The 24,421-nt window shown below is 66.4% G+C and carries 22 protein-coding genes and 1 pseudogene; 8 read left to right on the plus strand and 15 right to left on the minus strand.

Features of this window, described 5'->3' with window-relative positions:
- The 9 genes from B9S58_RS12890 to B9S58_RS12930 all read right to left on the minus strand — a co-directional run bounded on the left by B9S58_RS12890 (position 1) and on the right by B9S58_RS12930 (position 6,602).
- Complete coding sequence (locus B9S58_RS12890; protein ID WP_103532255.1) at positions 1 to 855, minus strand: DNA primase; 855 nt, start codon at positions 853 to 855, stop codon at positions 1 to 3.
- A gap of 284 nt (positions 856 to 1,139) precedes the next feature.
- A complete protein-coding gene (locus tag B9S58_RS12895; RefSeq protein ID WP_103532256.1) occupies positions 1,140 to 3,308 on the minus strand; it encodes an FtsK/SpoIIIE domain-containing protein in 2,169 nt (722 codons plus the stop codon).
- 87 nt (positions 3,309 to 3,395) lie between these two features.
- Positions 3,396 to 3,719, minus strand: a complete 324-nt coding sequence (locus tag B9S58_RS12900) for a hypothetical protein (protein WP_103532257.1) — start codon at positions 3,717 to 3,719, stop codon at positions 3,396 to 3,398.
- A gap of 75 nt (positions 3,720 to 3,794) precedes the next feature.
- The gene (locus tag B9S58_RS12905) at positions 3,795 to 4,175 is read right to left on the minus strand and encodes a DUF6251 family protein (protein ID WP_103532258.1); all 381 of its coding nucleotides are present in this window, start codon (positions 4,173 to 4,175) and stop codon (positions 3,795 to 3,797) included.
- A gap of 11 nt (positions 4,176 to 4,186) precedes the next feature.
- Positions 4,187 to 4,504 carry an RRQRL motif-containing zinc-binding protein gene (locus B9S58_RS12910; protein ID WP_103532259.1) on the minus strand — a complete coding sequence of 106 codons (318 nt, stop codon included), beginning with the start codon at positions 4,502 to 4,504 and terminating at the stop codon, positions 4,187 to 4,189.
- Positions 4,504 to 5,373 carry a protein spdB gene (locus B9S58_RS12915; protein WP_103532260.1) on the minus strand — a complete coding sequence of 290 codons (870 nt, stop codon included), beginning with the start codon at positions 5,371 to 5,373 and terminating at the stop codon, positions 4,504 to 4,506. Before B9S58_RS12915 ends, B9S58_RS12910 begins: the two co-directional genes overlap by 1 nt.
- Complete coding sequence (locus B9S58_RS12920; RefSeq protein WP_258044438.1) at positions 5,370 to 5,795, minus strand: hypothetical protein; 426 nt, start codon at positions 5,793 to 5,795, stop codon at positions 5,370 to 5,372. Before B9S58_RS12920 ends, B9S58_RS12915 begins: the two co-directional genes overlap by 4 nt.
- A complete protein-coding gene (locus B9S58_RS12925; protein ID WP_103532262.1) occupies positions 5,795 to 6,064 on the minus strand; it encodes a DUF6284 family protein in 270 nt (89 codons plus the stop codon). Before B9S58_RS12925 ends, B9S58_RS12920 begins: the two co-directional genes overlap by 1 nt.
- Before the next feature lie 91 nt (positions 6,065 to 6,155).
- Entirely contained in the window at positions 6,156 to 6,602 is a 447-nt protein-coding gene (locus B9S58_RS12930; protein ID WP_103532263.1) for a protein kilB, read from the minus strand.
- A gap of 420 nt (positions 6,603 to 7,022) precedes the next feature.
- Between B9S58_RS12930 and B9S58_RS12935 the strand changes: the two genes are divergently transcribed.
- Positions 7,023 to 7,868 carry a sigma factor-like helix-turn-helix DNA-binding protein gene (locus B9S58_RS12935; RefSeq protein WP_103532264.1) on the plus strand — a complete coding sequence of 282 codons (846 nt, stop codon included), beginning with the start codon at positions 7,023 to 7,025 and terminating at the stop codon, positions 7,866 to 7,868.
- Positions 7,869 to 9,003: 1,135 nt separating this feature from the next.
- Here the strand turns inward: B9S58_RS12935 and B9S58_RS12945 are convergent.
- The 3 genes from B9S58_RS12945 to B9S58_RS12955 all read right to left on the minus strand — a co-directional run bounded on the left by B9S58_RS12945 (position 9,004) and on the right by B9S58_RS12955 (position 13,817).
- Complete coding sequence (locus tag B9S58_RS12945) at positions 9,004 to 9,663, minus strand: DUF2290 domain-containing protein (RefSeq protein WP_103532266.1); 660 nt, start codon at positions 9,661 to 9,663, stop codon at positions 9,004 to 9,006.
- Positions 9,650 to 11,797 carry a DEAD/DEAH box helicase gene (locus tag B9S58_RS12950; RefSeq protein WP_103532267.1) on the minus strand — a complete coding sequence of 716 codons (2,148 nt, stop codon included), beginning with the start codon at positions 11,795 to 11,797 and terminating at the stop codon, positions 9,650 to 9,652. The genes B9S58_RS12945 and B9S58_RS12950 overlap by 14 nt, the downstream gene beginning before the upstream one ends.
- A 349-nt stretch (positions 11,798 to 12,146) precedes the next feature.
- A complete protein-coding gene (locus B9S58_RS12955; RefSeq protein ID WP_103532274.1) occupies positions 12,147 to 13,817 on the minus strand; it encodes an HNH endonuclease signature motif containing protein in 1,671 nt (556 codons plus the stop codon).
- A gap of 573 nt (positions 13,818 to 14,390) precedes the next feature.
- Between B9S58_RS12955 and B9S58_RS12960 the strand changes: the two genes are divergently transcribed.
- Positions 14,391 to 15,329: a restriction endonuclease gene (locus B9S58_RS12960; RefSeq protein WP_258044440.1), complete on the plus strand. Its 939-nt coding sequence runs from the start codon at positions 14,391 to 14,393 to the stop codon at positions 15,327 to 15,329.
- Positions 15,330 to 15,455: 126 nt separating this feature from the next.
- On the opposite strand, the gene B9S58_RS12965 is transcribed toward B9S58_RS12960, so the two are convergent.
- The 3 genes from B9S58_RS12965 to B9S58_RS12975 form a co-directional block, all read right to left on the minus strand.
- Entirely contained in the window at positions 15,456 to 16,700 is a 1,245-nt protein-coding gene (locus B9S58_RS12965) for a tyrosine-type recombinase/integrase (protein WP_103532268.1), read from the minus strand.
- A gap of 11 nt (positions 16,701 to 16,711) precedes the next feature.
- A complete protein-coding gene (locus tag B9S58_RS12970) occupies positions 16,712 to 17,017 on the minus strand; it encodes a helix-turn-helix domain-containing protein (protein ID WP_073767940.1) in 306 nt (101 codons plus the stop codon).
- Between the two features lie 176 nt (positions 17,018 to 17,193).
- On the minus strand, positions 17,194 to 17,697 hold the full coding sequence (locus tag B9S58_RS12975; RefSeq protein WP_073722126.1) for a helix-turn-helix domain-containing protein: 504 nt from the start codon (positions 17,695 to 17,697) through the stop codon (positions 17,194 to 17,196).
- Between the two features lie 300 nt (positions 17,698 to 17,997).
- On the opposite strand from B9S58_RS12975, the gene B9S58_RS12980 reads away from it, so the two are divergent.
- The 6 genes and pseudogenes from B9S58_RS12980 (at position 17,998) to B9S58_RS13005 (ending at position 24,311) form a co-directional block, all read left to right on the plus strand.
- On the plus strand, positions 17,998 to 19,275 hold the full coding sequence (locus B9S58_RS12980; protein WP_103532269.1) for a DUF3631 domain-containing protein: 1,278 nt from the start codon (positions 17,998 to 18,000) through the stop codon (positions 19,273 to 19,275).
- Between the two features lie 423 nt (positions 19,276 to 19,698).
- A complete protein-coding gene (locus B9S58_RS12985; protein ID WP_103532270.1) occupies positions 19,699 to 20,661 on the plus strand; it encodes a DUF2637 domain-containing protein in 963 nt (320 codons plus the stop codon).
- 491 nt (positions 20,662 to 21,152) lie between these two features.
- Positions 21,153 to 21,677: a plasmid mobilization relaxosome protein MobC gene (gene mobC / locus B9S58_RS37940; RefSeq protein WP_181009288.1), complete on the plus strand. Its 525-nt coding sequence runs from the start codon at positions 21,153 to 21,155 to the stop codon at positions 21,675 to 21,677.
- Positions 21,667 to 23,436 carry a relaxase/mobilization nuclease domain-containing protein gene (locus tag B9S58_RS12995; RefSeq protein ID WP_103532276.1) on the plus strand — a complete coding sequence of 590 codons (1,770 nt, stop codon included), beginning with the start codon at positions 21,667 to 21,669 and terminating at the stop codon, positions 23,434 to 23,436. The genes mobC and B9S58_RS12995 overlap by 11 nt, the downstream gene beginning before the upstream one ends.
- 172 nt (positions 23,437 to 23,608) lie before the next feature.
- Positions 23,609 to 23,862 (plus strand): annotated as a pseudogene (locus B9S58_RS13000) (IS5/IS1182 family transposase); the annotation flags it as partial.
- A gap of 161 nt (positions 23,863 to 24,023) precedes the next feature.
- A complete protein-coding gene (locus B9S58_RS13005; RefSeq protein WP_181009289.1) occupies positions 24,024 to 24,311 on the plus strand; it encodes a transposase family protein in 288 nt (95 codons plus the stop codon).
- Positions 24,312 to 24,421 lie beyond the last annotated feature (110 nt).

Here is a 24,421-nt window from a genome sequence, read left to right on the forward strand (position 1 = left end):
TCACATCCCCAAAGCGGCACGGGCATTGGACCACGCATCCGCGCAGTGCCGGGGGCTCTCGCCCTTGGCCTGCGCCGCGGTGAACAGCCGGGCGGCGTGGGTGTCGGTGAGGCACCCGCACCGGCCGTGGGCGGACAGCACGGCCAGGAACGTGCGGTACACCGTCGCGTGCACGCTGCTGTCCGCCTGGGTAATGCGCTGTTCCGCCATGGCGATGCCGCGTTCGAGGTAGGCGGGGGTGCGGTGACGGCACTCCCCTACCCCGGTCGGCACGGCCACGGTGACGGGCCGGACCGGCGACGGTTCCTTGACGATCAGGGCGCGCACCGTGTCAGGCAGGGCGGTCACGGTGCCGGTGCCGGGGCCGAGCCACCGGGCGTAGACCATCGTGGACTTGATGTCCACGCCGTCCCGCACCGCGTTCGCGGAGGTCATCGCGCCCCGGTAGATCCAGTGTTCGCCCCGCGTCGTGGGCACGGTCCGCGTGGCGGGGAGCGTCCGGCGGGCCCACGCGATGGCGTCGGCGTGGTCGAGGTCGACGACGGTGAGCCCGATGCCGCCGGGGTGGTAGGCCACCGCTGCCGCCTGCTTCCACACCGGCGCCCATGCTGGGCCGGTGATGACGTCGGGGTCGGTGGTGGCGGCGGCCCACGCGTGGCACGGTCGTGGGCAGTGGCACGGGCCGGGGGTCTTCATGTTCGGCCGGCCGCCGCACGCGTTGTCCTTGCACGCGGGGCAGTTCCCGAACGGGACCTTCCCCGCCCGCAACGGCAACACCGGGACGGACCGGTCCGCGAGGCCGAGAGCGGTGCGCAGGTGTGCGCCCTCTCGCCGGATCAGGGTCGGTTGGGTCATGCTGGGGGTCTCCAGTTCTCTGGATTGGTGACGAGAGCGGCCCTGCGACTTTGGCGAGACGGGGGCCGCTCTCGGTGCGTGTGGTGGTGTGCGAATCAGGCCCGTGGAGGGGTGCGAGCGGGCGGCCCGCATCCCCCTTTACCGGCCTTACCTTGCAGGTCAGGGGCCCTTACCACCCCCTTGACCGGGGTAAAGGGCCCCCGCTACCCGGGGCCGCTGCCGGACCGTGCCGAACCGGCCCTGGGCGGGGGTGTGTGGTGAGGGTCGGGTAGGGGGAGCCCCCTCTACCTGCCGGTGCTGAGAAGGATTTCGGCGGGGACGGCGGCTTCGATGTCGCGCCGCTGGTATCCGGCGCCGTTGCTGCCGCTGATCTTGACTTGCTTGCTGGTGCGCTTGACTCCGGCGGCTTCGAGGGCGGCGGCGAGTGCTTCGGCGTTGAAGTCGCCGTATTCGTCCTCGTCGAGGTTCACGAGTCCGTTGAGGAGGTCGGTGGTGAACATGCGCGGGCTGTGGCGCATGACTTCCAGCGTGTCGGAGACGATCGCGGGGACGGTGACGCCGGCCGCGTCGGCGGCGGCGGTGACATCGCCCGCGGCTTCCCCGGTGAGCTGCCCCACCTGCTCCCGCAGGACGCGGCCCTTGCGGCACAGGACGGCGAATCCCGTGCCGTCGAGGTAGTCGGCCCGCACCGTCACGTAAGACGCCGGACCGGTCACCAGGACACCAACGCCCTTGTGCTCCTCGGACAGGACCGACGCGTCGGCACCCTGGGCGGCTTTGCCCTTGCCGAGCACCATGTCGGAGGACGCCCGGTCCACGACCTGGGTGCTGTAGCGGATGGTGATGATCTCGCGGAGCTTGGTCGGCACGCTGTCGGCGTCGGGACGCTGGCTCGCGAAGTTGCTGACGAACCCGGCGGCGGGCCCGCGTCGGGCGATGCGGCAGAGGTCGTTGATGACTTGCTCGCGGTCCTCCCTTTCCATCGCGGTGAAGTACTCCTGCAGCTCGTCGATGGTGACGAAGATGACCGGCAGGTTGTACTTCGCGACGATGTCCGGCGTCAGCTTCCCCTCCGGGCAGACGGAGGTGGGCAGGTCCCGCAGCAGCGCGAACCGGCGCTCCATCTCCGTCAGCAGTTCCGCGAGCATGGCCTTGAGGGCTTCGATCGCGTCGTCCTCGGCGCCCATGACGAGGCGGTGGGCGACGGCCTTCATGGGCATCCAGTCCGCGCCGCCCTTGCCGTCCGCGACGTAGTGGCGCACGAACGGGTCCAGCAGCCCGGCGGCGGTCAGCAACCGTTGGGAGAACGTCTTGCCCCGGCGGGGCAGACCGCCGAAGAACATGGACTGCCACATGACCGGGATCTCTACCCGGACCCCGCGCGCGTCCTGGCCGAACGGGACCGGCTCCCAGATGCTGAACCGCTCCACCTTCTCCAACGGCGACGGGTTCAGGGGACCGAGGTAGGGGTCGTCGTCCGCGACCCACATGCTGACGCGGCCGGCGTTGCCGCCCTTCGCGGCACGGACCCGGGACATGATGACCTGGATCTCATCAACCCCGAGTTCCTGGGCGATGACTTCCCGCTTGGCGAGGACGTCGGAGGCGGTCTTGCCGCCGCCCCGGGGGAGGTCGAAGATCACGGCCCAGCCACGGCCGTCGCGGACCGGGCCCATCGAGCAAGAGACCTTCGGACCGTCCTCGTCACCGCTCTTGCCGCTTTTCAGGAGGCCGGCGGCGCGAAGCGCGTCGTTGAGCTGCTGGGCGGACATGTCCACCCGCAGCGGCGGAGCACCCTGGTCCAGGAACTGCGTCTCCTTGCCCCGCCCCAGGTAGGCGAGCGGGGTGACCACGGCGGTGGCGATACCGGTCTGGAGCATCGGGTCCGCCAGGGCGAAGCCGATCGCGGCAGCAGCCACACCCACGGCGGCGGCACCGAACCGCCAACGGCGAGTGCGGGTCCGCTCGGCGTGGGCGATCTGCAACCGGGTCGCCAGCTCCACATCCTCCGGCCGCGCCTTGGACTGCGCCCGCAGGGCCTTCACGGCGGCGGTGTGGTCCTGCGCGGACAGCGTCGGCCACAGCCCCACCGTCGCCCGGTAGAAGCCGCGCGCCGCCAACAGGACGGTCTTGACGAGGTACTTGGGGGTGCGCAGGGCGTGGTAGCGGGTGTGCCACCACGACAGGCGTACCAGGGCGGCGGCGTTGGCCTTGATGGACGCGGCCGAGCGGGCCCACGCGGGCAGTACGGGGGCGTCGGGGACGGTCAGCCAGTCGGCCAACGGGTTGTCGGCCCGGTCGACCGCCTCCACCTCGTCACCGTCGACAACGGCGGGGGCGGGGGCCTTGACCAGGCTCACCGGGTCGGCGGCGGTGGTGTCGGGGGCGGGGCGGTGGTCGTCGAGGTGGTGCACGGTCCCCATTCCGGGGTCCGCCACGGCGGGTTCGGTCATGATGAACGTGCCTCTCCGGCTCGTTGCTGCTGGGTTGGGGTGTGATGGGGGCGGCCGGTGTCCTTGGCCGGGTCCGGCTGCCCCCGCTCAGCTCTGCTCGGCCTTGTGGACGGCCCGCTCAGCGAGGCGGACGCGCTGCTCGGCGGCCTTGCGGGCCTCGCGGGCGGCGGGCTTGTCGGCGCGGGGAGCGGTGCGCTCGGCGGCCTTGGCGGTGGCGAGGTCCTGGCGGACGTCGGCCTGCACCTTGTGCAGCGCGGCGAGTTCCTGCGCGCCGCGGGCGGCGGCGGCCTCGTCGATGCGCTCGATCTTCCGGCGGATGTCCGGGTCAACGCAGTCCGCGAGAGCCTGACGGAACCCCTGACGGAACAGCTTGGAACGCTGACGGGACTCGGCCTTGGTGTAGCTGTGCACGGTGAACCTCCCTGGTGGGGCCGGTCTGTCCGGCCCTCCGCCCGCCCGGTACGAGACCGGACGGACAGAGGGCCGTCAGCGACGGCGGCCCCTACGCAGCGAGGACGCGGCGGCCTTGCCCTCCGCACCGCCGACCGACTTCACGACGGTCACGACACCCCAGGCGCAGACGGAGGCGACGAGGGCGAGAAGCGCGAGGTTCGCGGCGATGGCGGTGAGGACGCCGACGAGGAGGGGGCCGAAGTAGACGCCGGCGGCGACGGCCCCGGCGCCCATGCCGGAGCCGAGCGCGAGGCGCTGCACCGTGCGGTCCGGCGGTGCCTGGTGGACGTGGACCACCTGCGGCACGACGTTGGCGGGCTGGTAGGTGGCGGGAAGGTGGTCGGTGTAGGCGGGGGTGCCGTCCGGGAGCTGCACGACGGACGGGGGCCGGGGGGCGGGCAGGTGGGGTTCCATGCGGTGGCCTCTCAAGGGGAGTCGTGGCAGGGCACGCACATGCCGAGCGACCGGGGGATGCAGTACCCGGCATCGGTGCGGCAGTTGGGGCAGGTGCGGCGGGCCCGCATCGCCGCAGCCAGAGCAGCGGCACGGCCCGGGGTCATGGGGCGGACGGGCTTGGCCCGGTCGACGCGGTAGAGGTAGGCGACCAACGGGGCCTTGCGGCGGCGGGTCCGGTGGAGTTCGGCGACGACGTCCTGACCACCCGGGCGCAGCCCCAGCGCGCGGAGCTGACGGCGGGTGGCCAGACCATCAGGGGCCAGACGCCACCGGTAGACGTCGGCCATCAGGCCGCCGCGACGCGTTTCCACGCGCCCCGCAGCCGGACCTCGGATGCGGAGTGCCCGGCGGCCCGGAACCGGGTGGACATCTCCCGGTAGGACAGGGCCGGGGTCTCGCTGTGCCGGATCTCATCCACCAACCGGTCCAGCTCCGCATCCGTGAGCGCGGGCGTGGCTTCCAGGGCGGGGACTGGGTTGGTGGGGCCCCAGACGGGCAGCTCCCACGTGGGTGTGACGCCGGGTGTGACGCGGGTCGTCACGCTGGTCAGCGCCCTGCCGGTGTCCTTCCCGGACCGGGCGCTCTCCAGCGTCGACCAGGCCCGGGCAAGGGTGGTGGCGGTCTGTGCCTGGACGCGTGCGACGCGCGCCCCGGCCTGCGTCACAGCCGCCAGCCGCGTCTCCTCCGTCCCCGCCTCAGCTCGCAGCCGCGCACGGGCGACCGCGGCTTCGTCTCGGGCTTCCTGCTGGATTCCCTGGATCGCCTCCAGTGCGGAACCGGTCAGCGCGGTGCGCTCCCACAGTCCGTGGACCAGCCACAGGGCTTTCGCGGCCAGGGGCAGCCAGGCGACCGCGAGCCATGCGCCGGCGCTGCCGTCGGCGGTGACGGCGTGGGCGACCAGGACGCCGGTCGCGACCAGACCGAAGCCCCAGCCCACCGCCGTGACCGGGGTGGAGTGGTCGCCCTGCGCGGCGAGTCGACGTTCGTAGGCGAGAGTGGCGAGCCACCCCCCGTCGATCCCGAGACCGACCACCAGGGCGATCAGCCACGGCATCGATGTGCCGAGCCACATCACGACCACGGCCAGCGTCAGGACCATGGACACTGCCGTCATCGCGACGGCGGGAAGAACCGTCTTCGCGCCCTTGGCACTCATGACTGCTCCCCCCGCCACGGGAAGGGGTGGGTGTGGTGGGCGGTGCGGAAGATCCGTCCGGCCATCCCGGCGGGTGCGTCGGGCTTGGCGACCGGGCGGGCGCCGCTGATCGAGGCGAGCATGCGGGCGGCGTGGTGCTCGCACCCGTCGGCACCCGCGTTCTCCGCGTCGACGACGGTCACGACGACCGGGCCCCCGCACGGCGTCGCGTCCTCCGGGTGTGCGGCCGGGCACTGCACCGGAGTGCCGGCGGGCGGCGCGCCGACCATCTCCACCAGCTGTTCCACGGTCACCTCAAGGCGGCCGATCATCCGGGCCATGGCGGACACGTCCAGCAGGCTCATGGACTGTGCATCTGTCAGGGCTTGGCGGGCGGCGAGGATCCGGCTGCGGCCGTACGCGGTGAGATCGAAGCGACTCATCAGGCCGCACCCCCCGACAGGCTCACGACGGCCGAACGGTTGGCCAGCTCCCGACGGGCCGCCAGCACCCGCCGGCGGGCCCGGCGGATACGCCGCTCGTCCAGCTCCGTCGGCGTGCGGTCGATGGTCATGATCTGCGCGTCCAGCAGGACGACGTCCGCCAGAATCAGCGGCATCTCCGTGTCGATCGCGTCCAGCTCGGCGTCCGACGGCTCACCGTCGAACGGGGTGGCCGTAACAACGGCCTGAAGTGCTGCGATGCTCTTCATGAGTCGTTCTCTCCCTGTGAAGGTGTGGCGGCTCGACAGCGGCCCCGGGGTGCATCCCGGGGCCGCACTGCGTCGTGAAGTGGTGGGGGTGTCAGGCGGTGGCGGCGGCGCGGACGAGGTCGTCGGCTGCCTCGATCGCGGCCTGGCGGTAGAAGTCGAGAAGTTCGCGGTTCTCGGTGTTCCGCAGGGCGTACGTCGCGCCGACCGCGTCCTGGGCGACCCCGGCGAGGTCGGGGGCGAGGATCGCCAGCGTGGTGAGCGGAGCGGTCAGGGCGGAGCGGGTGCTGTGACTGGCCGCACGGGCGGCCTGGTAGTCGGCGTCCGAAGCGCCGGACAGCCGCAGGTCCTCGCGGACCCACATCGACCGGCGGTGATCGGCCAGCGCCACCGTCAGCGCGGTGACCGCAGCGATCCGGTCCCGCCGCTCCTCGTAGCCACGAACCTCGGCACGGTCCTTGCGGGCGGTGCGCTGCTGGAGCACGTAGGCGGTCACCGAGCCCAGCAGGGTCCCCAGTACCGCGATCACGCTTCCCCACATGGTGAGCCCCTCTCGATAGATGAAACCGGGTGTCCGGCTCCCCTCCGCCCCGCCCGTACAGCACCGCATGAAGCGGACTGGACGGGCGGAGGAGGCAACCGGCCGCAGCGGTCATGGGCACTGCGGAGGGGTTGAGCACGCGGGACGTGTCCCGCGCTGCCGCCTGCTTGTGGCACAGGAGAGACGGCGAATCCTTGGCACGCTGTTCAGTTCTCAAGGAACGGACGCTTCCTTCGGACCCGTTTCACGGGGCCCTCCGGACGTTCTTGCAGCTCAAACCACGGATCACTCACCCCCGAACAGGGCGCTTAGGGGGGGTTGCCGAACCGCTTGATAGGTACCGTAGGCAAACCCGAGGCGACGCGCAACCCCCTCTCGCGGTACAGTTCAATAGCCCCCCTAAGCGAGGAGTGGAGAACCGTGGACGAGGACATGACGCGGGTCACTGAGATTGCGCAGCCCGTGGCGCGGGCCAAGGCCGCAATCGACCTGATGGGGACCTATCAGTCGTGGGTACTGGAGCTGTCCCGAGTTAGGCGTGAAGCCATCGAAGAGGCTCAAGCCGCCGGCATGACACAAGCGGAAATCGCGAAAGAGCTGGGCGTGTCCCGAGGCCGCGTGGGACAGCTAGCGTCGGCCGGCCCCCCGCCGGAACGCGCCTTCTTCGGCACGGACCGGGTGACCATCTCGTTGGGCGGGAAGTACGAGGCCGGTAAGGGTCCCGACCAGAAGCCGAGCGAGGTCGTCACCAGGGAAGACCTCAACAACTTCGAGCATCTCCGAGGGATGCTCGCCGGCATGAAGCTCGATGCCGGGTACGAGGTGATCCCGCCCTCCGGCATCGTGAACCTGAATCGCGAGAACCACATCGTCGTCTGCGGGCCACGGCTGTCCCCCATCGTCGCCCAGGTGCTAGAGGGGGATGACAACCTGCGCTTCGAGAAGGACAAAGCCTGGCACCTGGTCGACCGGAAGGCAGGCACGGAGTACCGGTCGCCGATGGACGAGGACGGCTCAGCAGGCGACTTCGGGTACCTGGGTCGGCTTCCTCGTCTCGATGGGCGCGGCACCTTCCTGTACATCGCGGGTGTCCACGCCATTGGGGCCAACGGCGTCGTTCACTACCTACAACACAACCTGGCTGAGTTGTACCGCGAGGTTCGTTCGCGCCGATTCTCGACCCTGATCTCCTGCCGCTACGACCCGAAGACTCTTGAGGTGCTTGAAAGCCGCAGGGTCACTCCGCTGTACCGACACGAGAGCTGAGCATGCGCGTCTCCATTGACACACTCCCAGGCGGAGCCAACCCGAATGAAGACTGGGTGGCGGGCACACCCTCGCTGGCGATCGTCCTTGACGGGTTGAGTACCGCCGGCCTCAGCACTGGTTGCAGCCACGGAGTTCCGTGGTACGTCGCACATCTCGGGGGACAGTTGCTTGCGTGCCTTGCGGACCCAGACCGGTCACTCTCCGAAGGACTGTCAGAGGCCCTAGAACGGGTTGCTCACCTGCACCCTGAGTGCGACCTAAAGAACCCTGGTACCCCGTCTGCCACTGTGGCCGTTCTCCGTCGCCGGTATGAGCTGCTCGATCATCTCGTGCTGGCGGACTCCCCCATCGTCCTCGCTACCAACGAGGGCTTCACGGTGCTGACTGATCTGCGCGTCGACTCTGTACTACCGGAGCTACGAGCCGAAGTAGAGCGGCACGAGACCCACACCGCAAGGCACCGGGAGGCGCTGCAGCGATTCGTCCTCGCGCAGCGGCAGGTCCGTAATACTCCTGAGGGCTACTGGGTGGCTGCTGGGGACGCCAGAGCAGCAGCGCACGCCCTGACAAGCAGCACCCCGCTCAAGGAGGTCCATGACGCAGTAGTCATGTCAGACGGGGTGTCGCGGCTTGTCACGGAGTACCGGACAGCGAGCTGGGCCGATGTGTTCACAACCCTGAGGTCCAGCGGCCCCCGACAGTTGATCCAGAATGTGCGGGATACAGAGGCCACAGACCCTACCGGGCGCCGGTGGCCCCGGTACAAATCAGGGGATGATGCCGCAGTGGCCTACTGCCAGTGGTGAATCCGGTGGCTTGGCTCGGATTGCTTGCGTAGCGTCCAGTGGTGCTTATTGACCGGGGTTCTGAGGACGCGATGGATCTGCAATCTACAAACGCATGCCCAGACTGGCGGACTTCACCGCCATCCACCTGACTATCGTCGATAACTCGCCCACCGACTTCGTTGACTTCGCCGGTTTCTAAGCAAAGAACGCCGACGGAGGCGAAGCTCAGCGTGACAGCGTGATGACAGTAGGCAAATTTGGTGCTAACTATCGACGCCCTCGTCACCGAAACCTTCCCGGCGCCCAAGGGCGGGCTCCAGGCATCACGGGGGAGACATCGGGCATCAATTCCACCAGATATGCGGATCACCTCTTTCTTCCTCGGTGATAGTTCTACCAACGTCACGTTGGCGCGCACCTCTAATGAAATATTCAGAGTGCATTTTCCAATGATGTGCGTAGAAATTTCGAAAAATAAAATCCACGAATTTACCCACACGCAAGGGTGCCGCACACGCGATTCGACAGTTAGAGCTATTGATTGTCAAATGTGCTGCAGGGTGTCCGGGCGCAGCGTTATCGGGGTCGTAATCAAATCGCACTGGAGAGTGCAACACCATACTGGTCGGGTCTGTCTCCATATGTAAATCGACGACATCAAGCACCGCATCACGCAAAAGCATTTCCGGATCTATTCGATACGGACACGGAACGTAGGCGAGTCGATGTCCAGAGATTCTACCGTCACTGACTTCATACGTGATCTGCAGTAGAGCTCCGTCGAAGAGGAGAGCAGAATAGGCGCCAGCCTCTACCCAATTACGATAGTCCTGGAGGCTTGGATCTTTTCGACTTACCAGAAAAGGGCGGCCGGCGTGAACTGAATGCCAGGAAACTCGATTGCCGGAAACCGACACCTGATTCCGATAAGGGACGATTCCCGCAATGGACAGGTAGTCCAAAACGTTGACTACCTCATCGCGGATCGCCCTAGTCGTCGTCACCCGTGAACTCTTCCTGCATTCTGGCTACCAGTCGAGTGCGCAGAGACAGCGGCAGATCATGCAGCTCAATCTCATCTTTCTCAAACGCATCGATGAACGCTTGCAGTCCTTGAGTTGCCCTCTTAACGGACTCCTTTGTCACACCGGTGCGATCTTTATAGATATGCCGCAGTTTAGCCAGCTTTTGGGCGGTGGGAATCCTAAAGGAAAGCTGGAAGTTCGCGCTCTGCACAGCCTCTGCCTCTGTGGAGATGAGGTCCATATCCGCGCCCCATCCAGCAATCCTCACCCAGGCACGGCTTCGCGTAATTGCCGTAAAGAGAGTGTTCCGCTGCGTGACCGGGTTATGTGAGCTGGCGGCCTTCTGCGCGTCGACGACATACACCATTGGGGCCTCGTTGCCCTTGGCGCGATAAATGTGTGCAAGCGCTACAGAGCCTGGCACGAAGACGGTGTCGACGCTGGTATTAACGCCTACAAGGTGGGAGTTGATGCCGTACGCTTGGAGTGCCTGCATCAGCTTAGGCGCGCGAGACTTTGCCCGCATCACGTCAGGCAAAACAATCAAAACGTCATCAGCTTCGAGCTCGTCGTCGGTTAGATTCTTCCTGATCTGACTGGCTACCCAGGCGTCTTGCGAAGTTTGATCGTCGAATTTCCTGAGGAATACAGCATCAGTTTCCTTGAGGAGACGTGGGAAGTACGCCGGGTAACTTGACTCTGAACGCTTTAGCGTGACCTGTTCACCTAGCCCCAATTCGCCGCGTACTACGTTGTAGCCGATTTCCTTCCACAATTTTGGATCGTCGAAATGTTGCACTAGGCCGCCAGCACGATAAACGCCGATCCCGAGAGCGTGAGCAGTGGCCAAAGCCCAAGGCGTATTGCGGTAGCAGACGGGCAATACAATATCTCTGCGGGGTTCATTATCACCCGATGCGAGACTTACCAAGCTCTCTCCGGAGGGACTCTTACCGAACAGATCGTCCGTACTGGGCATAGCGGTTTCTGAGAGCTTCTGAAGTTCGTCGAATCCCCAAACAATACGCTTTGGGTCCTTGGTCAGCAAGTAGACAAGCTGAAAGAACTCGGGCGGAAGGTCTTGAGCCTCATCAATCAAAACAGCATCGAAAACCGGCTCGGGATTGCTTTGCTGAGCGACAGCAAGAAGCTCTCTGCAGATGCCCTGAAAAGCGTTATCCATCCCGTAGGTTGCGCGAGCGTAATTGTAGTCACGCGGCGTCACTCCGAGGGCAGAAGCCATCTCGCTGTACACACCTGCACGCGCACCCGAACCCCACGAATGCATAATCTGCAAGCGCTGTTCATCAGGACGGTCATTGCTATATTCGAATGTGAACCGAGTAATAAGGTCATTGATTTGTTGATATAGTGCTCGCGAATGGAAGGTGACCGCAATACGCCATTCCGGATGTTGCGTGTGTAGGTAAGCCGCCTTCAGGGCGAGCACAATGGTTTTGCCGGACCCTGCAAGACCTCGAATCCTCTGAGGCCCCTCAGGCGTTTCGATTGCGGCAGCTTTTTGCCACCGGTCCAGGTTGGCGATACCTCGTTCGATCTCCTTGAGTACCGCACCCCGAGAGGATTCCTGCCGTACAGAAGCCCTCTTCTTCGCTGGTTTGATATTTGTGACCCGTTGAAGCGCCGCCTGAAGCGATCGTTCGATCTCTTCATTTACCGCTGGAAGTTGAGAAACCCATTGCGCAATCTGGTCAATACTTGTGTAAACGCCTTCCGTCTCATGAGGCGGAAGACTGATCGGGTCAGCAAATACAGTAACGGTGTTAATGTCCAAGTTAAGCCGACGCCCACGGCGAAGCGAGTCATGCTTGCTTAGCGTGCTATCCAATACGGCATAGAGGCGATCTTGGGATGCAGTGAACTTTTCCCAATCTTCGTCATTCTCAGGCTGCCCATCAGCAAGAAGAAATGCTACTAGCCCGTGATCGCGGCTTACGAGGAGAGCATCCACTTCGACTCGGTCATCTGCCGTTGTCAGAACTGGGTATCCCAAGTAGATAGTGCCGTTGTTGACGTGCGGCTTGAGCGTTTCTGCGAGTCGTGACGCGGTCGCTCGATCTCGACTCTCGCCATACACAACTTCCAACGACATAGGGAAAATCCTTCGATCGAACACTGGGCGCGGCTTGGGATGTAGTTCGTAAATACCCAGACATTGGGTGAATCGATGTGCTAGTTGTAGCCGTCTGGTGATGCGCAGGGCATGCGGCGGCCCTCGGCCGTTGCCTGACAGTTGATGGACTGTCGAGGTAGCTCTTCCCAAGAGTAGCCACGACTGTTGCAGAGTACTGCTCGAAGGCGGCACTTGACCCTCAGCCCCTGTTCGCCAGCGGGTTGCCACTCTTCAGGCCGGCGCTCACGAGGGACGTAGGGGGGGCGTTGTGGGCGAGCAGCTGTAGTAAGACCACACCTCCTTCGTACTCCCGCACGAGGCTTGAGCTCTACCCGAGAGCGTCTTCGTGCCGCCGCTTAGCCGCTACCTTGAGTAGTCGCCGTAGCTGCTCCCGGTTCTCACCGTAGGTCTTCAGCGCGTGGCAATTTGGGCAGAGAGCGATCATGTTCCATGGAACATCGGGCCCGCCCTTGGTCAGATCACGCACATGATCCACCTGAAGGATCGGCAGTCCGGCGGTCGTCCGCTCTTTGGGATGTCCCTCGCACTTAGGGCTTTCGCAATCCCCGTTGCTTCTTGCGATGACAGCCGCTCTTGCGGCGGGGTCCCGAACAAAGCGGTCGGCGAGTGTCGGCTTCTTCAGCTGACCTCGCCGTGAGGCGTTCGCTTCCGCCCTGCGCGCCAGGCGTTTGTACGCGTCCCTATCGCTCTCCAAGGCGTCACGTTCTTTAGGGTCTACGTCACCAGGACGGTAGTTGACGGTGTCGTCATGCAACTCGCCTGTGTCAGCCTCTAGCGCTGCCACGACGTCCGGAGGCCACGTCTCAGGCTGCGGAGAGGGGACGGGGGCCAGCACCCAGAGGAACTCACGTCGTGGCCGCTTGTCCTCTCCGATGCCCCACCGAAACCGACGTTGAACGATGACAACCCAGGTCTCGAAACTCCAGTCCTCCTGGAAAGGCTTGTGCCAGTAGCGCAGAGGTCGACCGGCAGCCTGATGCTCCGCCATGAGCTCGTTGCCGTCGGTGATCTTCTGGTCGCCAGACAGTCCATCTCCGACGTAGGCGACCCAGTTTGTGTCCGGGATACGGCCGTCGTCATATGGCCCTTTGTCGTCCGAGAAGGCGCTCAGGATCCCGTCTGCGAGGCAGCCGATTCCTCCCATCTTCTGGCCACCGTAGACACGCCAGATGGCGTCCCGATCCTTGAACCGCTCACCGAGCACCGGACGCAGAGCATCCGCCCACCTGCCGGCGAGCGAATTGTGTAGACCGAGGTCTTCCAACAGCCCAGGAGGGAGCGGAAAGAAGTAGCGCAGGAGCAGCCCTGCCGCGGCACCCGCGGCGACTTCAGGCTGTGACAACAGCAGCGCGTAGTCATCCTCGCGGAGACCACCTGCCGGATCTACCCCGTTCAAGGACCCCAGGGTGGGACGGCGCCCCCGACTGGTGAGAGTGAGCTCGTGTCCATGGTCCACAGTCCACAGGTCGTCATGCACCAGTGCCCAGAACGGGTACCTCGTGGCGTCAACACCGTCCTCGGCCTGGCCGTACTTCTCCATCAGCGGCGCCATGGCGTCACGTGTCGTCGACCACGACTGCATGCGCGGCGCCCCCGCCAGGGCCTGCCCAATTGCCCATAGGAGAAGCAGCGGGCGGTGGAGCGGCGGTCCCCCCGCACGCCGTGCCGGCCGGACGTCCCCAACCCGCCGTTGGAACGTCTTGGGCGGCTCCACGACAGTGAACCCCTCCCTCCTCAACCAAGCCACGGCACCCTTCAGACCACCACTGAGCTGGTAGTGCTTGAGCGCGCTTCCGAAGTCGTAGAGATGCGCAACACCCGCTATGGCCTTGGAGTCGTACTGCCTCCCCTCATGCAAAAGCAGGTACGTGACAGCCGCGCCGTAGCCATAGGTCTCCCGAAATGCTTCAGGACCGAGGCGGTCGTGCTCTGCAATCGCACGCAGGATGCCGGCGCGCGTGATCTCAGAAGGTGCCATGGCCACACGGTAGATCACGGCACTGACAACGAACCTGCGTCGCATCCTCGGGGTGTGAGGCTGTCTCCTCGCTCGTTGTCCTGCTCTTTGTCCAGTTCGCTCACGGCCGACGTAGTTCGCCGTCGTACGTCGGGCCTCTCTGAGCTGCCGCGTGAACGCACATGAACCTCCACGAACCGGGACTCGCACAGTTGGAAAGCGTGTTGGGGGCAACCCCTCACGAGTTCGAATCTCGTATCCTCCGCCATTGCTCTCACCGGGCAATACGTCGAAGGCCCCCGCAGCTCGCTGCGGGGGCCTTCGACGTTGAGGGTTGCAGTTTGGGTTGCAGTCGTCACGGTCCCCGCCGATCCGACGCCCGCTGCACGCACTGCGAAGACGATCCCCGCGTGCCATCACCTGCTTGGCCCCATGTCGAGCCGAGAGGCACCACCCGTGGACTCTGGTGCCATCTGTCCGACCGCTCCACGGATGTGCGGCGCTCAGTCACCCCACGAGACGGTGCGGCGCCGAGTAGCATCATCTGACCGATATGACGGGCCATCAAGCACATCAGGGCCATAGGGGTGGAAGGTGGCAGTCGAGCCCGTGTCCATGAAGCCAATCAGTCCGGCTGCGTACGGTGCGCTGGGGGCGGCCCTCAAGCACATCTTCTGGTACAAGAACGACCTGGAGGGCTTCATCCGCCGGTGGGCTAAGGGCCACCCGGAGCTGGTTGCCGGGATCAACTTCTCCGGGTACAAGTGGCAAACGGCCGAGGACTTCGTAGATCGTCTCCATGCAGATGAGACGCGCTATACGGAGCTTGCTCTACGGCTCATGGTTGAAGTCTCAGAGATGACCAGCTTCCCCAAGCTGCGGCGACTATCGGACGCCGACTCACTCATAGCCGAGGCGCGGGAAGCCGTTTTCGAGCTGAAAAAGTGCATCGACCGCCACCGCGGCCTGATCGCTGACGATGCCAAGTTCGCCAACGACCTCGCGGCTCACCAAGCGGTCACGGACAGCCGGCGCAGCTTCTCCGAGCGGCTGAGCGAGCTGAAGAGCGAGTTCCTGCGCCTTGAGGCAGAACCCAACCGCCAGAAGGCTGGACGCGAGTTCGAGCCCTTCCTCAACCGGCTGTTCCGCCTGTTCGACCTGGACCCAAGACTGTCCTACAACCTGTCCTACGAGCAGATCGATGGGTCCATCACGTACGACACTGACGTCTATGTCGTAGAAGCGAAGTGGCTCAAGGAACCAGTCGAGGTCCACTACCTCGGTAGCTTCGTCGAGAAGGTGCGGCACAAGACCACGAACACGCTCGGGCTGTACATCAGCGTCCATGGCTTTACCAAGGGGGCCAGGGAGCGCTACGCCGACGGCACCTGCTTCATCACGATGGAGGGAGTGGACCTCTTCGTAGTGCTGGATGGCCACATCACGCTCGACGAACTTCTCAGCCGTAAGAAGAGACATGCCAACGACACCGGAAGCTGCTACTTCCCTGCGTCACTGATTCTGAGCGAGTAGCCAGCGCACGAGAGATCGACGACGCCGGGCAGATGGCTGCGTCAGCGGGTGACCTGAAACCCACGCGAGGGGGAGGCCGAGGAGCTTCCCCCACGGCCTCCCCCTCGCACTCGGTGCTTCTCGCTGCTACTGATACCTACTGGCAGGCGGCCCCTCCGGCAGTGGCCAGAGCAGGCCACCGATCTTGTCGGCGGTGTCCGTGAGCACCCGGTTGGTGAGGTGCTGGTAGCGGCGGCGCATCCGGGCGGACTTGCCGGGCTCCCAGCCCATGATCGCGTCAACGACCGTGTCCGGGACGCCAAGGATCAGCAGAACGGTCGCAGCCGTGTGGCGGGCGTCGTGGAGGCGGCCCGCGCGCAGACCGGCCGCCTTGAGGAGGTCCTTCCACTCGTGATGGTCGGTGTTCGGGTTGAGGGGCTCGCCAGTCGGGGAAGCGAAGACGTACCCCTTCTCCGTCCAGAGGTCGCCAGCCAGTCGGCGATCCCGCTCCTGCGCGCGTCGGTGCTGAAGCAGAAGCTGCACCAAGGGCTCGGGAATGCCGATGGGCCGACGGCCGGCGCGGGACTTGGTGTCCTTCGTCTCACGACGGATGTTGACCTTCTGAGGGCAGTAGCCGGGCTTGCGCCCGCAGCGGTTGCCGCAGCCGTGCTCGTACCGGGGCCGTAGCCGGTTGCGGTGGACCGTCATGACCCGCAGTTCGAAGTCAATGTCCGTCCACTTGAGACCGAGGACCTCACCCTGACGCAGCCCCAGGGCAAGAGATACGACCCAGCGCGCCGGGTGCCTAGTCTTGTTGGCCAGGTCCAGAAGCTTGTGCACTTCCTCGACCGTGTAGGGCTCGACCTCTTCCTCCTCCAGTCGCGGCGCCTTGGCGACGGAGGCGGGGTTGACGGTGAGATGGCCTCGGCGCACTGCTTCGTTCAGAGCCGTGCGCACGGTCCGGTGAACCTGGTGCGCGGTGCCGGCGGCGCTGCCAGCCTTCTGCATCTTGGCGTAGAAGCGCTCCAAGTGCTCGGGCTCCAGCTTGGGCAGGCGGTGCGCGCCGAGGCCGGGGATGAGGTGGTGGTAGACGGCGACGCGGTAGCCGTCGATGGTGTTCTCGCCCACGTGTGATGCGGCGATGTTCTCGACCCAATGGGTCAGCCAGGTTGTGACGGTCCAGGTCTGCCCGGCCTTGCCGACGGTGCCGGAGTCGCGTTTGCGTTCCAGTTCGCGGACCGCCTTGGTGGCGTCGGCGCGGGTCTTGCGCTTGACGTGGCGCCGGTCGGGCTTGCCGTCGTCCTTGACGCCGACGGTCACGTAGCCGTGCCACTTGCCGTCCTTGCCGAGGAAGATCGAGGAGGCACCGTTGGGCTGGCGCGTTTTGGCCATGTCCGCCCCCTTCAGGCCGCGTGGGCGGCGGCCGGGGCGGCTGCCTGGGAGCGGTCAGCCAGATAAGTGGCCAGGGCCTCGACCGGCACTCGGCGCAGGCGGCCTATGAGGACGGAGCCGATCTCGCCGGAGGCGATGAGTGCGTACATGGTGGTACGGCCGACGCCGAGGCGGCGAGCGGCCTCCTCAACGGTAAGCGCGACGAGGGGCGCGTCAGAGATGGGTGCCGTGTGTTCCAGCACGAGTGTGCGGAGCCGCTGCTCGGGGACCCCGAGCGCGTCGGCGATAAGGGTGAGCGGGGGCGGAGCGGTGGGCATGAGGGATCGCCTTTCGGCGGTCACGGGGCAACGTGACCGCTGGACTGTCCGGGATGGGCGGTGGGCTTAGATCGGTGTCCGCGTTGGTGGCCCTCGGTGTTCGTAGCACCAAGGGCCTGCGGTGGATGGGCTTCGAAAGCCATGTTCAGACGCCGGGAAAGATCTCCGCCGAACGGTTACTCGTCGGCGGAACCGCTGCGGAGCGGATCCTCGGGTGAGTTCGGAGCCGGGTAGAAGGAGAGGCTCCCCGGGTCGGGCTCGATGCCGAGGCGCTCGGCGATCTCGTCGTATCGGGCCTCGGCCGCCTCAAGTCTGGCCTTCGCGGCGTCGGCGAGGTCTTGGGCGACTTGGTGCTCCTGTTCGGCCTTCTGAATGTCGAAGGCCGCCTCCTGCAACTCCCAGTGAGGATCGTCGCGGCTCGCGACGGCTTCGAGTAGGAAGTTGCCAGCAGGGACGCCGAGAGCCTTGGCGAAGCCGAGGGCCTCGTTGAAGCTGATGCTCCGGGCACCATTCTCGATCTTGGCGATCTGGGTCTGGTGCATCTTGAAGCCCAGGCGACGCATGCGCTCTGCCATGTCCTCCTGGGACAGGCGGGCCGTCATCCGCAGGACCTTCAGGTTGTGCGCCACCAGGGCTTCGCCCTCTGGCGGAGCCCAGCGTTGCGGCTTGGCGTCGTCCACTTCTTTCACCTCCCTCCTCTTCTCGACAAACGGAGGTCGCCACACCTCCACCCTTAAACCGTACCAGCATGGATACCCCAACCCACAAGGGAATACACGCAAATGTGACACACGTCACTATGTACCTGAACGGCAATCATGCCGCAAGAGATTAACTTTTCAATGCCCTGAACGCTTGACTTGAGGCGGACGCTCGTGCACACTTATGCCATAAGGGCATCCTCGAACGAACCGCCAGGAGGTTAACCGCGTAGGTGCCCCGAGGAACGCGAAAACCCCCGGCGCTACGAACACCGGGGGCTGCAGGAAACCTCGCCACCGCCCATCCCAGGACAGTCGACCGCGGCGGACCGGGTTGCCCCCCGGAGCCGCCGAGTGAGGATCTCCGTGAACGAGAGTACCGCCCCCGCCGCCCCTGTGGCACCCCGTCCGAGCGGCACCCCATCACCGCACCGTGGCCAGCCGGACGCCGCCGCGCCACTGGACGAGCTGCGCACCGCCTTGGCCCGATTCGTGGTCCTCCCGAGCGAGCAGGCACTGGACGCAACCGTGCTGTGGATCGCGGCCACCCACCTCCAGCAGGTGTGGCAGCACGCCCCGCGTCTCGCTGTGGTCGGCCCGGCGAAGCGGTGCGGCAAGTCCCGCCTGCTCGATCTGCTCACCGAGACGGTCCACAAGCCCGTGATCACCGTGAATTCCACGGCAGCGGCCATCTTCCGCTCGATCTCGGACGAGCCGCCGACCCTCCTCGTGGACGAAGCCGACACCATCTTCGGCAGCCCCAAGGTCGCCGAGAAGAACGAGGAGATGCGCGGCCTGCTCAATGCCGGGCACCAGCGCGGCCGACCGGTACTGCGGGTCGTCGGCAAGGAGCACACGCCCCACTCCTTCGCGACCTTCGCCATGGCAGCGCTCGCCGGCATCGGCGACCTGCCCGACACGATCATGGACCGGTCCGTCGTGATCCGGATGAGGCGCCGCGCGGAGGGCGAGCAGGTGAGCCCGTACCGCACACGCCGCGACAGCCCCGCCCTGCGCTCCCTGCGGGCTCACCTGGCGCGCTGGACCGCCTCAGTGGCCGAGCAGGCCCTCCACCTGGAGCCGAAAATGCCGGTCGAGGACCGGGCGGCCGACACGTGGGAGCCCTTGGTGATCGTCGCGGACCTCGCGGGCGGCACCTGGCCCGAGCGCGCCCGCACCGCGTGCGAACAGATGGTCACCGCCGAGGCCCAGGCCGAGGAGGACAACCCCTCCAACGCCCGGATCCTCGCCGACATCCGCCGCGCCTTCGCCGCCGCAGGTGACCCCGAGAGCGTGTCCACCGACGCCCTGCTCTACCGCCTCAACTCCGAACCCGAAGCTCCGTGGGCCGAAGCCGGACGCGGTGGCCTGAGCCCGCGCGCCCTGGCCGGGCTGCTGCGGGAGTACGGCATCCGCTCCGGCAACGTCCGCATGCCCGACGGCAACCAACTCAAGGGCTATACGCGGACGAAGTTCACCGATGCCTGGAAGCGCTACTGCCCCACCGTCCACCCCGAGATCGGCTCGGACGGCAGCAGAGACACACCGACCGAGTGACCTTCACGGGTGCCGTCGACCGCTCGTCGACGGCACTCGCACCGGGCCGACCGCCGTGAAGCGCCGGCCTGCCAACGCGAATTCTGCGGGCGGCCTGCCCATATCCGTCTCGTGGCGTCCTTGCCGTCCCAGCCACGTAAACGCAGGTCAGAGGCGGTCTCGCCAAGACGCCACAGCGTCCCAAGACGGATGGCCATCCGTCTTGGGACTCGAAGCGACAACACGGCACTACTGGTGCGCCCGCCCACCGACGTGTCCGCCTGCCGATCGTGACCACTGGAAGGGACACGTCGCGCACGGTGCTGAGACGTCATGCCACCGGCTGCCGTACTGCCTCTGACCTGCTGCTTCAACGGCAAGACGGCCAAGACGGATCGCCACGCACCACCTTTCACACCATGCCCCGAGGGGAACCCCACGCCCATGCCCGACTCCGCCATACCCACCGCACCGGCCAGCCGTCACCGCGCCACGTGGTGGGACCGGCTCGCCATCATCCTGCTCGGCATCGCCGGATGCGCTCTCTCCTACGACGCGCTGCGACAGATGGCCACGGCCGTGCACATCCGCGACCAACTGGCCTACCTCTTCCCCGTAGTGATCGACGGCTTCATCGCTTACGGCGTCCGCGCCCTGCTGGTCCTGCGCGAAGCGCCGATGCCCGCACGGCTGTATGCGTGGACACTGTTCAGCACGGCGACCGCCGCCAGCATCTGGGCGAACGGTCTGCACGCCCTCGCCCTGAACAGGCCCGGCGCAGTCACCCTCCGCCTGGGCGACGGCACCGTCACGGTGCTGTCTGCCATCGCGCCGCTCGCCCTTGCAGGAGCGACCCACCTGCACATCCTGATCACCCGCTACGGCGGTACCTCCACCGTCCGAACGTCGTTGAACGCAAACGTCCTTGAGTATCAGGACGGTACGCAACCGGTACCAGAGCGACCGGCCGGGGTTCCGTACACCGCCCGCGCGGACCTTCCCACGGCAGTTCGTCCCAGGCAGCAGCAGTCCACTCGCATGGCCACGGGCACCGCCCCCTTGGCCGCGGCCGACGAAAGCTCGTCCGAAACCGGATACGACGAGGATGCCGATCGCGACGAAGCCGACGTCGAACTCGGACGGGGACGAGAAGCCACAGGCCAGAGCTCCCTGGGGGATTCCGGTCGCCCTCCGGCGACGAGCCTTGGCGGACGTCCCGCGATGGCTTCCATCGCCGAGCTGGCACGCGTCATCGGCGCCGCTCATCCAGGGAGTTCCGGACTGACCCGCGACAGCGCCCGTAAGGCAATCACCGAAGCCGGACTCGGCGCCGGCACCGGTCGGCTCGCCGAAGCGATGGCGCTGGTACGGGACAGTGCCGACGCCCGTCCGCACCCGGACAGCTGACCGGCATCGCAGGGCGCTGCCCGGGACCGAACCAATTCCGGACAGCGCCTGCTTCCCGGTCCGCTACACGAGGTGTCCGGCCGGGCCAAGCCGTCGACTCCCCGGACACTCGCCCCAGCCACCGCAGACCACACTCAGAGAGGACCCTCCAGACTCCCGTGCGCCGCAATCCGTTCTCCCGCAAAATGACGTCCTCCCAGTCCTCGCCGCCCCGTAGTCTCCGCTCAGCGCACCCGCCCACGTCCGACCAAGGCTTTGACGGAGACACCCTCCAACGGACAGCGGAGCGAGCTGGGGCGAAGTCCACATCGCCTGGGGGCGATGCGGACTTCGCGCTCGGATCCGCCCCAGCGGGGGCGGATCCGGCCCCGGCCCGAGGGGCCGGGACCGAGGATGGCAAGGAGGCCGAGCGCGGCCCCCACCAGGACAAGCAGCCGCCCGTCGAGCCGAGCGAGCCAACCCCCGACCCTGCCGTACATCAAGCGCCGACCGTGAACGCCGACGTGTTCATGCAGCACGGTGTCGCCGCCAACGATGTCCCTGCCCCTGTTCATGCCGACATCGCGCCCGGCGCCGAGCGCCGCCGGCACCTGAGTGAGATGCTCTACCGGCCCCGCTCCGGGACCAAGCGCACTCTGCAACTGACCTGCTCGGCCGAACCGGCGGAGCGTGCGTTCATCGACCTCGCCGCCCGTAAGGCGAAGCGTTCCCGTTCGGCGTACCTCATGGACTGCGCCCTCACCTTCGCCCATGCCTACCTGTCCGACCGCCGTCCTGAAGGCGGCGCTCCGCTCCCGTCTCCGCAGGCCACCCAGGACCTGATGGTTCTGTTCGGCAAGCTGGTCAGGGAATTCGGACGCGTGGGGAACAACCTCAATCAGCTCGTCCGCACCGTCCACCAGGGCGAGCTGCCCGATCGAGCCGAAGACACCCTCAGCGAGTTGCACCAGGTCGCCCAACGCGCTCGCCTGCTGCTGGACCAAGCCCTCGCTGGGGGTGGTCGCCGTGGTGCCTGACGTCTCCACGGGTGACCGCAGCCGTGGCCTCCTGTCCTACCTCTTCGGCCCCGGCCGCCGTAACGAGCACACCGACCCGCATATCGTCGCCGCGTTTGCGATGCCCGGCATCAACGACCCCGGCCGTGTTCCCTTCGACCAGCACCACGGAGCCCTCAGCGAGCTGGCTGACTACCTCGACCAACCCGTAAAGCTGCGCGAACAGCGGATGGGAAAAAAGGTGCCGCAGCACGTGTGGCACTGCCCCGTCCGTACCGCACCTGGCGACCGTTACCTCACCGACGAAGAGTGGGCGGAGGTCGCCCGCCGCATCGTCCACTCCACGGGCATCGCCGAACACGGCGACGACGCCGCGTGCAGGTGGATTGCCGTGCGGCACGCCGAGGACCACATTCACATCATGGCGACCAGCGTCCGCGAAGACGGCCGTCGCCCCCGCAACAAGGGAGACGGCCGACGGGCCCAGGCCGAATGCCGCAGGATCGAGACCGAACTCGGTCTGCGTCGGTTGAAGCCAGGAGACGCGACCGCGCCGAAGACGCCGTCCGGGCCGGAAGTCGCCAAGGCCGAACGACAGGGCCGCAAGAACACAGCCCGGGTCTGGCTTCGCGAGCACGCCTACGCCGCCGCGGCGGCAGCCCGCGACGAGGACGAGTTCTTCGCCGTACTGACGTCTCTCGGGATCAAGGTCCGCCCCCGTCTCGGTCCCGTCACTGGAGAGGTCACCGGCTACAGCCTCGCCACCGCTGACGACACCGATGCCAAGGGCGAGCCCATCTTCTACAGCGGCTCGGCACTCGCTCCGGACCTGTCCCTAAACCGGCTCCGTGAGCGCTTCGGCCTGGCCGATGGCAAGGCTGCAGGGCAGGCCACGGCGTTGCACACAAGCCGTACGGACGCAGGCGCCTCCTGGCGGCAAGCCGATGGGGAGCTGCGCGCCGCCTACGTGCTTGTCACCGGGACCACCAGTGGAGCGGCAGCCGATAAGGCCGATGCCGAAGTGCAGGCTCAGGCTGCGGCATTCGCCGAGCTGTTGCACAACACCGCAGTCTCTGCGCCGCGCCAGCTCCGGGCAGAAATTCAAGCGGCAGCTATCGCCTTCAACCGCGCCAACCGCTCCGCCATCCGAGCCGACCATCGAGCCGCCGACGCTCTGCGTCAGGCCGGAAGGACGCTGCTGAGCTCGCCCACCGGCAGGGACGGCGACTTCGTCGCCGCCGCGCTCACCTCTGCCGTATTCCTGCTCATCGCCCTCGTCGAGTGGCACGCCCAGCGTGGTCACGCGCAGCAGGCGGCAGCGGCCCAGCAGTCCCTCGTCCACCTCCGGGCCGCCCAACAGCATGCCGCCCGACCGGCCCTCGCCCAGCTCGCCGCGCGTGCCCCGAGTCCCCAGGCACAGGATCGGCTCGCCGCAGCCGTCCGAGCCACAATCCCCGACCACGCGCATCGCATCCTCGCCGACCCGGCTTGGCCCGCGCTGTCCACTGCCCTCGCCCAAGCCGAGTCCGCCGGCAACCCGCCGCGCCGGGCCTTGGCCGTCCTGTCAGAGCAACGGGAGCTCGACACCGCGGACCGACCGGCCGAAGTCCTGGTCTGGCGCTTGCGGACAGCCACCGCCGAGCGAGTCAGCCAGCGAGCTCGGAGCGCGGCCACCCGTAGTGCTCGGACCGACCTTCTGACGAAAAGGACGGGAGTACCTGCCGTTTCGGCCGTCCAACCGCAGCCGACAAACATAAAACGCCTTGGTCCAAGTCACTGACGTGGACTTTCCCCAGTAGAACAGTGTCTTCTCAACCTTCACGCGTGACCGGAACAAGGAGCTTCTTCGAGTTGGCTACCGGTCGCGTGGTGATCGTGAGGCGCAACGGACGAGGCCCCTGGGCAGTTGATCGAGATGTCTGACGTCTCAATCGTGTTGCTCGGGGGCCTCGTTGGTCATCCATTCTGCCGGAATCGACCTGCCGCACGCACTCATGGCATGGGGCACTCTGCTGATCATCACCCGTGAGGTCGACCGGCGCTGCAAGCCCCATCCGTCCCAGCGCGCGATGGTGCACAGATCTACCTGCGCGAACACACCTCTCTCGCGAAAACCGCCGCCGGGTTCGGGAGCAGCGAGTCCACCTCCCACGCCTACACCAATGACGTCATCGACCTGCTCGCCGAACCTGCACTGGGTCTGCTAAGCCGCTGCGCCAGGGCGCGTGCGTTCTCATGCGGCGAGACGAGTGACTTGCCCGTGGACGGCCCCTGATGGCCTGCTTGCCCGGGTCTGGACGTGACGAACGCGACCTCTGATGATCAAGGTTCTCGAAGCCGTTGATCAAGAACAGGGGTCGCGTTCGCGTGTCATCCTCCCTGATCGATGTCCTGCAGCGCCACCGCGGGAACATCGACCTACCCGAACTCGCCTCGCTGTCCCAGGTCTTGGACCGCCTGCCTGATCCGCGGCGGGTGCGGGGCCGCCGGTACCGGCTGGGCGCCCTGCTTGCCTTGTGTCTGCTCGCGGTGCTCGGCGGCGCCACGACGCTGGCCGGCATCTCCCGCTTCGCCGTCGATGCCGCCCCTGAAGTGCGGGAGAGGATCGGGCTGCGTGGGCTGCCACGTGCGACGACCCTGGGCCGTCTGCTGTAGCGGCTGGACGGCGATGTCCTGGATGATGCTGTGGGCGCCTGGCTCGCCCGGCACGCGATGGACCCGGCCGCTGACGCTGCGGAACTGGTGGGCGTGGCTGTTGACGGCAA

The sequence above is a fragment of the Streptomyces sp. SM11 genome (assembly GCF_002910905.1).
Taxonomy (GTDB): Bacteria; Actinomycetota; Actinomycetes; order Streptomycetales; family Streptomycetaceae; genus Streptomyces.

Excerpts from the sequence above, each read along its gene's own strand:
- B9S58_RS12890 (WP_103532255.1), bottom strand. The coding sequence starts at position 855 with ATGACCCAACCGACCCTGATCCGGCGAGAGGGCGCACACCTGCGCACC.
- B9S58_RS12895 (WP_103532256.1), bottom strand. The coding sequence starts at position 3,308 with ATGACCGAACCCGCCGTGGCGGACCCCGGAATGGGGACCGTGCACCAC.
- B9S58_RS12905 (WP_103532258.1), bottom strand. The coding sequence starts at position 4,175 with ATGGAACCCCACCTGCCCGCCCCCCGGCCCCCGTCCGTCGTGCAGCTC.
- B9S58_RS12910 (WP_103532259.1), bottom strand. The coding sequence starts at position 4,504 with ATGGCCGACGTCTACCGGTGGCGTCTGGCCCCTGATGGTCTGGCCACC.
- B9S58_RS12915 (WP_103532260.1), bottom strand. The coding sequence starts at position 5,373 with ATGAGTGCCAAGGGCGCGAAGACGGTTCTTCCCGCCGTCGCGATGACG.
- B9S58_RS12920 (WP_258044438.1), bottom strand. The coding sequence starts at position 5,795 with ATGAGTCGCTTCGATCTCACCGCGTACGGCCGCAGCCGGATCCTCGCC.
- B9S58_RS12925 (WP_103532262.1), bottom strand. The coding sequence starts at position 6,064 with ATGAAGAGCATCGCAGCACTTCAGGCCGTTGTTACGGCCACCCCGTTC.
- B9S58_RS12930 (WP_103532263.1), bottom strand. The coding sequence starts at position 6,602 with ATGTGGGGAAGCGTGATCGCGGTACTGGGGACCCTGCTGGGCTCGGTG.
- B9S58_RS12950 (WP_103532267.1), bottom strand. The coding sequence starts at position 11,797 with ATGTCGTTGGAAGTTGTGTATGGCGAGAGTCGAGATCGAGCGACCGCG.
- B9S58_RS12955 (WP_103532274.1), bottom strand. The coding sequence starts at position 13,817 with ATGGCACCTTCTGAGATCACGCGCGCCGGCATCCTGCGTGCGATTGCA.
- B9S58_RS12965 (WP_103532268.1), bottom strand. The coding sequence starts at position 16,700 with ATGGCCAAAACGCGCCAGCCCAACGGTGCCTCCTCGATCTTCCTCGGC.
- B9S58_RS12970 (WP_073767940.1), bottom strand. The coding sequence starts at position 17,017 with ATGCCCACCGCTCCGCCCCCGCTCACCCTTATCGCCGACGCGCTCGGG.
- B9S58_RS12985 (WP_103532270.1), top strand. The coding sequence starts at position 19,699 with ATGCCCGACTCCGCCATACCCACCGCACCGGCCAGCCGTCACCGCGCC.